This window comes from Blastococcus sp. SYSU D00695, from assembly GCF_054050555.1.
Genome location: NZ_JBJGZP010000021.1, coordinates 63,294 through 73,921 on the forward strand (window position 1 = coordinate 63,294; position 10,628 = coordinate 73,921).

Here is a 10,628-nt window from a genome sequence, read left to right on the forward strand (position 1 = left end):
TCACGCGAGCGAGAGGGGTGCCGGTGCCGCAGGAGACGTCCCCGGAGACGGCGGGCGACCGGGAGCCGGCCCGCCGGCCGTCGAAGTGGCGCACCCGCGGTCGCCTCCCGTGGCCGCTGGCCTTGGCCGTCGCGCTCGTCTACCCGACCTCGTCCCTGATGTACCGGCTGCGGTACCGCCACGGGGACCGGTTGCCGGCCACCGGCCCGGTGCTGCTGGTGGTCAACCACGTCTCGGTCCTGGACCCGCTGGCCGTCGCCCGGCTGGCGTGGGACCACGGCCGGGTGCCGCACTTCCTCATCAAGGACGCCATCTTCACGGGCGTCCTCGGCACGCTGCTGCGGCGAGCCGGTCAGATCCCGGTCGCCCGCGGCTCGTCGGAGGCGGCCCGCTCGCTGGACCTGGCCCGGGCCGACCTCGCCGCGGGGAACCTGGTGGTGATCTACCCGGAGGGCTCGGTCACCCGCGACCCCGACTGGTGGCCGATGCAGCCGCGGACCGGGGTGGCCCGCCTGGCGCTCACCAGCGACGCCGTCGTCGTCCCCGTGGCGCAGTGGGGCCCGCAGCGGGTGCACGACTACCACGCGAAGAAGCTGAGCCTGCGCCCGCGGCGCCCGGCCGAGTACCTCGTCGGCGAGCCGGTCGACCTGACGGCGCTGCGGGCCGAGGTGGCGGCGGGCCGGGCCCTGACGCCCGAGCTGCTGCGGGAGACGACCGACCTCGTCATGGGCCGGGTGCGCGACCAGCTCGCCGAGCTGCGCGGCGAGCCGGCGCCCGCCGGCTTCGCCGCCCGTCCCCGGCCGGGGACGCGTCCCGCGGCCGCCGGGCAGGACGCCGCGGGTGACCCCGTGGCGGGCACCGCCGGGGACGGCACGGGGGACCGCGCGTGACGCGGGTCGCCGTGCTGGGCGCCGGGTCGTGGGGGACGGCGTTCGCCAAGGTCCTCGCCGACGCCGGCAGCAGCGTGGTCCTGCACGCCCGCCGGCCGGAGCTGGCCGCGGCCATCGCCGCCGACCGGGAGAACGCCGACTACCTGCCCGGCGTCCGGCTGCCCGAGCGGCTGCGCGTCACGCACGAGGCCGCGGATGCCCTCGACGGCGCCGACGTCGTCGTGCTGGCCGTGCCCTCCCAGTCGCTACGGGAGAACCTCGCCGCGTGGACGCCGCTGCTGCCGGCCGACGCGAGCCTGCTGTCGCTGATGAAGGGCATCGAGCTGGGCAGCACCAAGCGGATGAGCGAGGTGATCTGCGAGGTCACCGGCGCCGGGCCGGAGCGGGTGGCCGCGCTGTCCGGGCCGAACCTGGCCCGGGAGATCGCCGAGGAGCAGCCGGCCGCCACCGTCATCGCCTGCCCCGACCACGACCGGGCGGCCGCCATCCAGGCCGCCTGCCTGACCCCCTACTTCCGGCCGTACACCAACACCGACCTGGTGGGCTGCGAGCTCGGCGGGGCGGTGAAGAACGTCATCGCGCTGGCCTGCGGCGTCGCCGAGGGCATGGGCTTCGGCGACAACACCCGCGCCTCGCTGATCACCCGCGGCCTGGCCGAGACCGCGCGGCTGGGTGCGGCGCTCGGCGCGGAGCTGACCACGTTCGCGGGGCTGGCCGGGCTCGGTGACCTGGTGGCCACCTGCAGCTCGCCGCTGTCGCGCAACCGGACCTTCGGCGAGCGGCTGGGCCGCGGGATGTCGCTGGAGGAGGTGCAGAGCAGCACCCGCCAGACGGCCGAGGGCGTGAAGAGCTGCCGGCCGGTGATGGAGCTGGGCCGCGCGCACGGGGTGGACATGCCGATCACCGAGGCCGTCGTCCGCGTCTGCCACGAGGGCGTCTCCGCCGGGCAGATGGTCAAGGAGATCATGTCCCGCGAGGCGAAGCCCGAGTGAGCGCCCGGCCGGGGGAGTGGGGCGACGGCACCCGCTCCGTGCGGGCCGGCGAGGGGCCGGTCGTGCCCGGTGCCCCGCTGCGCCCGTCCCCGGTGTTCGCCGCGCCGTTCCACCTCGGCGACGCCCCGCCGCGCGCCGGCGGCGCCGACGCCTACGCGCGCACCGAGCACCCGACGTTGCGGGTGCTGGAGGGCGCGATCGGGGAGCTCGACGGGGGCCGCTGCCTGTCCTTCGCCACCGGGATGGCCGCGATCAGCGCCGCCGTCCTCGCCGTCACCGCCGCCGGGGACCGGGTCGTGCTGCCCGCCGACGGCTACTACGCGACCCGGCTGCTGGGCCGGGAGGAGCTGGCCCGGTTCGGGCTGCGGGTCGACCACGTGCCGACACCGGACGTCGCGGCGTACGCGGCCGGAGGCGGGCTGCGCGGGGCGCGCCTGGTGCTGCTGGAGACGCCGAGCAACCCGCACCTGGACGTGTGCGACGTCGCCGCGGTCGCCGCGGCGGCCCGGGACGCCGGCGTCCTGGTCGCCGTCGACAACACCACGGCCACCCCGCTGGGGCAGCGGCCGCTGGACCTGGGCGCGGACATGACGGTCGGCTCGGACACCAAGGCGCTCACCGGGCACAGCGACCTGCTGCTGGGCCACGTCAGCACCCGCGACGACGGGCTGCTCGCCCGGCTCACGGGCTGGCGGGACCGCACCGGCGCCACCCCCGGGCCGTTCGAGGCGTGGCTGGCCCACCGCTCGCTGGCGACCCTGGACCTGCGGCTGGCGCGGCAGGCGGAGACCGCGCGGGCCGTCGCCGGGCTGCTGGCCGCCCGCCCCGGGGTGACCGGCGTCCGCTGGCCGTGGCTGGCCGGTGACCCGTCGGCCGCGCTGGCCGCCCGGCAGATGCTGCGCCCGAACGGCGTCGTGTCGGCGGTGCTGCCGGACGAGGCGGCGGTCGCGCGGCTGGTCGCGGCGAGCCGGCTGTGGGTCGCGGCGACGAGCTTCGGCGGGCTGCACAGCACCGTCGACCGGCGCGCCCAGTGGGGCGGGGACGACGTCCCGGCCGGCTTCGTGCGGTTCTCCTGCGGCATCGAGGACACCGCCGACGTGGTGGCCGACCTCGCGACCGGCCTGGACGCCGCGCTCGGCGGCACGGCGCCGGGAGCCCCCCGCTGAGCCGCACCACCCTCGACCGGGTGCTCGGCGCCGGCGAGGTGCTGCGCGCCGGCCGGGAGACCCCGTACCACGCGCTGGCCTGGCAGCCGGGGGAGCCGCACCTGCTGCGCCGCGAGCTCGTCGGGGCCTCGTGGGAGCGGCCGCGCACCGGCGTGGAGGCCCTGGCCTGCCTGGCGCACGTCACCGACATGCAGCTGGCCGACGTGTGCTCGCCGGCCCGGTTCGAGTTCTTCAACCGGTTCGCCGCCGACCCGCGGATGGCCGCGCTGGTGCCGATGCAGCGGCCGCAGGAGGCGCTGACCGCGCACGCGATCGACGCGCTGGTGCGCACCCTCAACGCCGTCCGCGGCGGGCCGCGCACCGGCCACCCGGTGCAGGTCGTCGTCACCACCGGCGACGCGATCGACAACGCCCAGTGGAACGAGCTGTCGCTCTACCTGGACCTGCTCGCCGGCGGCGTGGTGTACCCCGGCGCCGGGCTGACCGCCTACGACGGGGTGCAGGCCGCCGGCTGGCCGCACGACCTGTTCTGGCGGCCCGACGTCGAGGGCGAGCCCGACGTGTTCCGCGACCGGCACGGGTTCCCGCACCGGCCGGGGCTGCTCGAGGCGGCGTTCGCGGGGTTCGCCGCCGAGGGGCTGCGGCTGCCGTGGCTGGGCTGCCACGGCAACCACGAGGCGCTGATCCAGGGCGTCGGCGTGCCCACCCCGGCCCTGCAGGAGTACCTGCTGGCCGACCAGAAGCCGGTGGAGATCGCGCCGGACCTGCCGCTGGAGGACGCCGTCCGGTTGTTCACGCACTCCTCGGAGGTGTTCACCACCGCCCCGTCGCGGCGGGTGACCCCGCTGGCGGACCGGCGGATCGTGGACCGCCGGTCGTTCGTGGCCGCGCACCTGTCGGACCCGGGCACGCCCGAGGGGCACGGCTTCACCGCCGACAACTACCGGGACGGGACGGCGTACTACGCCTGGGACGGCCTGCCGGGGGTCCGCGTCATCTGCCTGGACACCACCCGGGTCACCGGCGGTAGCTCCGGCTCGGTCGACGCCGTCCAGGCCCGCTGGCTGGTCGACCGGCTGCGGGAGGTCTCCTCGGCGTACGCGGAGCCCGACGGCACCCGCGTGGTCACCGGCAACGCCGACCGGCTGGTCGTCCTGCTGTCCCACCACGGCTCCACCACGCTGACCCGCGCCGAGGCCTTCCGCGCCGTCCCGGCCGGGGAGGAGGGGGTGCTCGGCGGGCCGGACCTGGTCGACCTGCTGCACCGCCACCCGAACGTCGTCCTGTGGCTCAACGGGCACACCCACGTGAGCGAGGTGCGGCCCTGGCACTCGCCGGGCGAACCCGGCCGCGGGTTCTGGGAGGTCACCACCTGCGCGGTGGTCGACTGGCCCGGCCAGGCCCGGCTGGTCGAGTTCCTCGACAACGGCGACGGCACGCTGTCGCTGGTCTGCACGATGCTCGACCACGACAGCCCGGCCCGGCCGCCGGAGGCGCTGGACCCGGCCGCACGCGACCCGCGGTCGCTGGCCGCGCTGCACCGGGAGCTGTCGGCGAACGTGCCCTGGGCGGGCCTGGGGTCCGGGCTGGCCGGCGGCCCGCGGGACCGCAACGTGGAACTCGTCGTCCGCGACCCCCGCCGCTGCGCCTAAGCGCTCCTCAGGGGACGCGGGCCTCCCGGCGGCGCCGGGCGGCGCGCGCGGTCATCCAGAGGCTCACGCCCCAGTAGTAGACGACGTAGGCCAGCGACAGCGCCGCCACCACCGGGTGCGGGTCGGGGTACTGCAGCAGCAGCACGGCGTACGTCACCGCCCACACCGCCGACAGCACCAGGCTCAGCGTCCGCAGCACCCCGCTGCGCGAGGGGTAGAGGAAGCGGATCGGGACGAACACCAGGACCGACAGCACGACGAGGAACACCGCCAGCACCGGTTCGCTGGCGTCCAGCACGATCGCGTAGAAGGCGACGACGTTCCAGTAGCTCGGGAAGCCGAGGAACGTGTGGTCGTCGGTCTTCGCGTCGACCCGGCAGAACTGGTAGCACGACGCCATCAGCGGCAGCGACGCCAGCAGGTAGCCCGGCAGCCCCGCCGGCAGGTGGCCGGTGGTCCACAGCAGGACCACCGGGGCGAAGGCGTAGGTCAGGTAGTCGACGATGTTGTCCAGCAGGGCCCCGTCGAACCACGGGTAGGTCTCCTTGACCCGGGTGCGCCGGGCCAGCATCCCGTCGGTGCCGTCGACGACGAGCGCGACCAGGCCGATCCACAGCGCCGCCTCGGCGTTCCCGTCGAGCGCGGCCAGCACGATGAGCAGCGCCAGCACCGAGCCCAGCGCGGTGTACACGTGCACGGCGGCGCCGGCCAGCCGCAGGCCGCGGGAGAACGGCGCGGCGCCGGGGACCTCGGACATCGGCGACGAGGTTCCCACACCGGCCGCGCCACGGCCGTCCGGACGGCGCTCGACTAGGGTCGCTGCCGATGAGCGGACAGGCACGGAAGCTGCGCGTCGCGGTGGTGTTCGGCGGTCGCAGCGCCGAGCACGCCATCTCCTGCGTGTCGGCCGGCAGCGTCCTGGCCGCCCTCGACCCCGATCGGTACGACGTCCTCCCCGTGGGCATCGGCCGCGACGGCCGGTGGGTGCTGGCCGACCCCGGCCAGCGGCTGGCGATCACCGAGGGCCGGCTGCCGGAGGTCACCGGGGGGACGCCGGTCTCCCTGGTCGGCGACCCCTCCGGGCGGGGCCTCGCGCCGCTCGACGCGCCCGCGGGCACCGGCCTGGTCGAGGTCGACGTCGTCTTCCCGGTGCTGCACGGCGCCTACGGGGAGGACGGCACGATCCAGGGGCAGCTGGAGATGAGCGGCCTGCCCTACGTCGGCTCCGGCGTCTTCGCGTCGGCCGCGTCGATGGACAAGGAGTTCACCAAGAAGCTGCTGGCCGCCGCCGGGCTGCCGCAGGGCGACCACGTCGTCCTGCGCGACGCCTCCGGCGCGCTGTGCCCCGACCCGGCCGTGCTCGGCGAGGCCGACCGCGAGCGCCTGGGCCTGCCGGTGTTCGTGAAGCCCTCCCGGGCCGGTTCCAGCATCGGCATCACCAAGGTCACCGACTGGGCGCAGTTCCCCGCGGTGGTGGCCACCGCCGCCGCCGTCGACCGCAAGGTGGTCGTCGAGGCCGCCGTCCCCGGCCGGGAGGTCGAGTGCGGGGTGCTCGCCGGGCGCGCCGGCGGCCGGCCCGAGGCCAGCCTGCCCGCGGAGATCCGGCTCAAGCCGGGCACCGACTGGTACGACTTCGACGCCAAGTACCTCGAGGACGCCGTCGAGTTCGACGTGCCGGCCGGCCTGACCCCGGAGCAGACCCGGCTGGTGCAGGAGACCGCCACCCGCGCCTACCTCGCCATGGACTGCCAGGGACTGGCCCGGGTCGACTTCTTCCTGGGGACCGGGCCCGACGGCGCCGACCGGCTGGTCGTCAACGAGGTGAACACCATGCCGGGGTTCACGCCGATCTCGATGTTCCCGCGGATGTGGGCGGCCAGCGGCGTCCCCTACCCGGAGCTGGTGGACCGGCTGGTCGCCGACGCGCTGACCGGCACCGGGCCGGGACGGGCTCCGGGCGGTCCGCGGACCGGCCGGTGACCCCGCGGCGGCACGTGCGGGCCGCCGCCGCGCTGCTGGCCGTGCTGCCCGCCCTCGGGTGCGGTGGCGGCGACACCGGGACGGGCACGCCGACGCCGTCGGTCGCGGCCGCGGAGCACACCCCGGAGACGGCCGAGGAGCTGTCGGCGCTCGTGGTGGCCGACGTGCCCTCCGGCCTGCCGCGGGTGCCCGACGCCGACGTCGACCCGCCGGCGGGGGCCAAGTCCGTCGACGACGTGGCCGGGTACGCCGAGGACCCCGGCTACGAGCGCGGCGTGCTCGAGGACTACGGCTACCGGTACGGCTGGGAGCGCTTCTGGGGCACCCCCGGCGCGACGGTGACCAGCGTCTTCGTCGACCAGTTCGACGACGCCCCGGGGGCGGCCGCCTACGCCGAGGACCTGGCCGGGGACGGCGCGCGCTACTACGCGGGCATGCTGCTGCCCGACCCGGAGCAGCTGCCCGAGGGGTGCCGGCTGCTGACCGTCCAGCAGCCCGACCCGGAGTCGCGGGTGACCGGGCCGGCGGCCTTCGCCTGGTGCGCGCACGGCACGTTCAGCGTGGCCGTGAGCGCGGTGACGGCCCCGCCGGGCGGCTCCGTGGACGCGGCGACCGCGGAGGTCACCGCCGTCGTCACCGAGCAGCTGGACCGGCTGCCGGGCTGATCAGCCGCCCGGCTGCGGCTCCTGGAACGGGAGCGTGGCGGTGACGAGCGGGCCGAGGGCGACCGCGGCCTCGCTGTCGACGCTGGCCGGCACCGACAGCTCCACGTAGACCGACCGGTCGACGACGGTCCACACGTACCGGTCGGGGTCGCTGTCGTCGACGAACCACGAGACGCCGTTGATCTCGAACAGCTGCGGCCCGCCCCGGACGAAGCCGGCGGGCCGGTCGACGCCGCACCGCAGCACGATCGGCGGGTCGCCCCACGCGTAGGCGTAGGGGGTGTCCGAGCGCACCGGCCGCGCCCGCTGCCCGGCCAGCTCGATCGGCAGGTCGGTCATGAACGCCGGGCAGGCCGCGTCGGCGGCGGCGGTGACCGGGGGGACGTCGACGTCCAGCGGCGGCAGGTCGGCGCGCGCCGACGTCGACGGGCCGCTGACCTGCGCGGGCCCGTCCCCGCCGCCGTCCCCGTCGTCGCGCACGTTGACCAGCACCAGCAGCGCGACCAGCAGCGGGACGACGAGCGCGGTCACCACGAGCGCGGCCCGCCGCAGCGGGTCGGGGCCCGGGGCGGCCGGTGTCGGGGTGTGCTCGGTCCCGGGCTCGTCGCCGTCGGGGCGGGGCTGCTCGGTCAGCGGTTCAGATGTTGACGACGGGGCAGGTCAGGGTGCGCGTGATGCCGTCGACGGACTGCACGCGGGCGACGACCAGCCGGCCGAGCTCGTCGACCGTCTCGGCCTCGGCGCGGACGATGACGTCGTAGGGGCCGGTGACGTCCTCGGCCCGGGAGACCCCCGCGATCTCGGCGATCGTCGAGGCCACCTGCGCCGCCTTGCCGACCTCGGTCTGGATCAGGATGTAGGCGTGGACCACGGGATGACCTTCCTCGGGCAGCGCTGCCGCCGGTGTGCGACCACCGGCCGGCGGTCCGCCCGGCAACCTATCGCAGTGACCGCAGGCACCCGGTGAGCCGGCCTCCCACCCCCGGGGGCGCCGGGGAGACCGTCGCCGACGTCGGCGAGTTCGGCCTCATCGACCGGGTGGTGGCCCGGGCCGGCGTCGCGCGGGCCGCCGAGGTCGGCCCCGGGGACGACGCCGCGGTGCTGCGCACCCCCGACGGCCGGGTGGTCGCCACCACCGACGTCCTCGTGGAGGGCCGGCACTTCCGCCGCGACTGGTCCTCCGGCACCGACGTCGGGCACAAGGCGGCCGCGGCCAACCTCGCCGACGTCGCCGCGATGGGCGCCGTCCCCACCGCGCTGCTGGTCGGGCTGGCCTGCCCCGCCGACACGCCGACGGCGTGGCTGGAGGACGTCGCCGACGGGCTGGCCGCCGAGTGCGGACCCCTGGGGGCGGCCGTGGTCGGCGGCGACACGTCGGCCTCGGCCCCCGGCAGCGGCGCCGTCGTCCTCTCGGTGACGGCGCTGGGCGACCTCGGCGGCCGCCGCCCGGTCCTGCGGTCGGGGGCGGCCCCGGGGGACGTGCTCGCCCTGGCCGGCCGGCTCGGCTGGTCGGCGTGCGGCCTGGCCGTGCTGCGGCGGGGGTTCTCCAGCCCGCTGGCCGCCGTCCGTGCGCACCGGCGCCCGCAGCCGCCGTACGCCGCCGGCCCCGCGGCCGCCGACGCCGGCGCCACCGCGATGTGCGACGTCAGCGACGGCCTGCTCGCGGACGCCGGCCACATCGCGCGGGCCAGCGGCGTCGTCCTGGACGTCGACGCGGCCGCCCTGGCGGCCGTCACCCTCGACGACTCCGGGCCGCTGGCGCAGGTGGGCGCGGCGCTCGGCGCCGACCCGCTGGGATGGGTGCTCACCGGCGGCGAGGACCACGCGCTGCTGGCCACGTTCCCGGCGGATGCGACGCTGCCCCCCGGCTGGGCGGCCGTCGGCGCCGTCTCGGGGGTGTCCGGCGACGGCGGCCCCGGGGTGCGGGTGGACGGCCGGCCCGCGGCCGCGGTCGCGCAGGCGCTGGGATCGGGAGGAACGGGACATGTCCACTTCGGGTGAGGTCGAGCACGTGCTGCCCGACGGCCGCCTGCTGCGGCTGCGGGCGGTGGGCTACGACTCGCCGGTGGCCCGGCAGCTGGTCGCCGACGTGCAGCAGGAGTACGTCGTCCGCTACGGCGGGCCCGACGGGGCCGTCGTGGACCCGGCGGAGTTCTCCCCGCCCGCGGGGCTGTTCCTCGTCGCGGAGGTGGGCGCCGAACCGGTGGGGTGCGCGGCCTGGCGGGTACACGCCCCGGGTGTGGTGGAGGTCAAGCGGGTGTACGTGGCGCCCGCGGCGCGCCGGCAGGGACTGGCCCGGCTGCTGATGGACGCCCTGGAGTCCAGCGCGGCCGCGGCCGGCCACAGCGCGGTGGTGCTCAACACCGGCGACCGCCAGCCCGAGGCGATCGCGCTGTACCGGCAGCTGGGGTACGTGCCGGCGGACGGCTACGGCCTCTACGCCGACTCGCCCGGCGCCGTCTTCCTGGGCAAGGACCTCACCGGCCGTGCCGGCGGGGGAGCGGAGGAGCAGTCATGGGCATCGTGACGATCTCGGCGTCCTACGGCGCCGGCGGGGTGGACGTCGGCCCGGCGGTGGCCGAGCGGCTGGGCATGCCCTTCCACGACCGGTTCATCCCGTTCCAGGTCGCCGACCGGCTCGGCGTCCCGATCGAGGAGGCCGAGCAGAACGACGAGCGCGTCGCCCGCGGTCTGTGGCGGCTGGTGGCGTCGCTGGGCAGCGTCCCGGACCCGGTGGGCGGCGTCGTCCCGATGGCCGGGGTGCCCGACGAGCGGGCCTTCCGGGCCCAGACCGAGCGTGTCCTCGCCGACATCGCCGCCGGCAGCGGGGGCGTCGTCCTCGGGCGGGCGGCGGCGATGGTGCTGCACGACCGCTCCGACGCGCTGCACGTGCGCCTGGACGGGCCGCCGGAGCGGCGGGTGGCGGCGGTGGTCGCCCGCACCGGCTACCCGCGCGACGAGGTGCGCCGCGAGATGGAGGCCAACGACCGCGCCCGGGAGGCCTACGTGCGGCACTTCTACCGGGCCGACCCGCGCTCGGCCCGGCACTACCACCTGGTGATCGACGGGACGGCGCTGCCGGTGGAGTCCGTCGTGCAGCTCATCGTGCTGGCGGCGCGGGCGCGGGGCATCGGCGGCCACTGAGCCCACCCCGCGCCGTCCCCACCCCGTGCCGTCCCCACCCCCGCGGGGGGGGGGGGGGGGGGGGGGGGGGGGGGGGGGGGGGGGGGGGGGGGGGGGGGGGGGGGGGGGGGGGGGGGGGGGGGGGGGGGGGGGGGGGGGG

General features: G+C 77.1%; 12 protein-coding genes. 9 read left to right on the forward strand and 3 right to left on the reverse strand.

Annotated elements, in window-relative coordinates; translation table 11 throughout:
* Window positions 1-23: 23 nt before the first annotated feature.
* From ACI781_RS14420 to ACI781_RS14435, 4 genes are read left to right on the forward strand one after another with little or no spacing between them, the layout of a single operon-like run.
* Entirely contained in the window at window positions 24-890 is an 867-nt protein-coding gene (locus ACI781_RS14420) for a lysophospholipid acyltransferase family protein (RefSeq protein ID WP_456566800.1), read from the forward strand.
* Window positions 887-1,882: an NAD(P)H-dependent glycerol-3-phosphate dehydrogenase gene (locus tag ACI781_RS14425; RefSeq protein ID WP_456566801.1), complete on the forward strand. Its 996-nt coding sequence runs from the start codon at window positions 887-889 to the stop codon at window positions 1,880-1,882. Before ACI781_RS14420 ends, ACI781_RS14425 begins: the two co-directional genes overlap by 4 nt.
* The gene (locus ACI781_RS14430) at window positions 1,879-3,048 is read left to right on the forward strand and encodes a cystathionine gamma-lyase (protein WP_456566802.1); all 1,170 of its coding nucleotides are present in this window, start codon (window positions 1,879-1,881) and stop codon (window positions 3,046-3,048) included. Before ACI781_RS14425 ends, ACI781_RS14430 begins: the two co-directional genes overlap by 4 nt.
* Window positions 3,049-3,068: 20 nt before the next feature.
* Entirely contained in the window at window positions 3,069-4,700 is a 1,632-nt protein-coding gene (locus tag ACI781_RS14435) for a TIGR03767 family metallophosphoesterase (protein ID WP_456566803.1), read from the forward strand.
* 7 nt (window positions 4,701-4,707) lie between these two features.
* Here ACI781_RS14435 and ACI781_RS14440 read toward each other — a convergent pair whose 3' ends face one another.
* Complete coding sequence (locus tag ACI781_RS14440; RefSeq protein WP_456566804.1) at window positions 4,708-5,457, reverse strand: CDP-alcohol phosphatidyltransferase family protein; 750 nt, start codon at window positions 5,455-5,457, stop codon at window positions 4,708-4,710.
* A 68-nt stretch (window positions 5,458-5,525) separates the two neighbouring features.
* Here ACI781_RS14440 and ACI781_RS14445 point away from each other — a divergent pair, with 68 nt between their 5' ends.
* Both ACI781_RS14445 and ACI781_RS14450 read left to right on the forward strand, forming a co-directional pair.
* On the forward strand, window positions 5,526-6,680 hold the full coding sequence (locus tag ACI781_RS14445; RefSeq protein ID WP_456566805.1) for a D-alanine--D-alanine ligase family protein: 1,155 nt from the start codon (window positions 5,526-5,528) through the stop codon (window positions 6,678-6,680).
* A complete protein-coding gene (locus ACI781_RS14450) occupies window positions 6,677-7,345 on the forward strand; it encodes a hypothetical protein (RefSeq protein ID WP_456566806.1) in 669 nt (222 codons plus the stop codon). The genes ACI781_RS14445 and ACI781_RS14450 overlap by 4 nt, the downstream gene beginning before the upstream one ends.
* On the opposite strand, the gene ACI781_RS14455 is transcribed toward ACI781_RS14450, so the two are convergent.
* Both ACI781_RS14455 and ACI781_RS14460 read right to left on the reverse strand, forming a co-directional pair.
* Window positions 7,346-7,876 (reverse strand): DUF3515 domain-containing protein, encoded by a 531-nt coding sequence (locus ACI781_RS14455; RefSeq protein WP_456566807.1) that lies wholly within the window; start codon window positions 7,874-7,876, stop codon window positions 7,346-7,348. It abuts the gene before it with no gap.
* A 106-nt stretch (window positions 7,877-7,982) separates the two neighbouring features.
* Window positions 7,983-8,216 carry an Lrp/AsnC ligand binding domain-containing protein gene (locus tag ACI781_RS14460; RefSeq protein ID WP_456566808.1) on the reverse strand — a complete coding sequence of 78 codons (234 nt, stop codon included), beginning with the start codon at window positions 8,214-8,216 and terminating at the stop codon, window positions 7,983-7,985.
* Window positions 8,217-8,308: 92 nt separating this feature from the next.
* Between ACI781_RS14460 and ACI781_RS14465 the strand changes: the two genes are divergently transcribed.
* Genes ACI781_RS14465 through ACI781_RS14475 form a run of 3 tightly spaced genes read left to right on the forward strand, consistent with a single transcriptional unit; the run spans window position 8,309 to window position 10,489 of the window.
* Window positions 8,309-9,346, forward strand: coding sequence for a thiamine-phosphate kinase (locus ACI781_RS14465; RefSeq protein WP_456566809.1), 1,038 nt, complete (start codon window positions 8,309-8,311; stop codon window positions 9,344-9,346).
* Window positions 9,330-9,872: a GNAT family N-acetyltransferase gene (locus tag ACI781_RS14470; protein WP_456566810.1), complete on the forward strand. Its 543-nt coding sequence runs from the start codon at window positions 9,330-9,332 to the stop codon at window positions 9,870-9,872. Before ACI781_RS14465 ends, ACI781_RS14470 begins: the two co-directional genes overlap by 17 nt.
* Window positions 9,860-10,489: a cytidylate kinase-like family protein gene (locus ACI781_RS14475; RefSeq protein ID WP_456566811.1), complete on the forward strand. Its 630-nt coding sequence runs from the start codon at window positions 9,860-9,862 to the stop codon at window positions 10,487-10,489. The genes ACI781_RS14470 and ACI781_RS14475 overlap by 13 nt, the downstream gene beginning before the upstream one ends.
* Window positions 10,490-10,628: the final 139 nt, after the last annotated feature.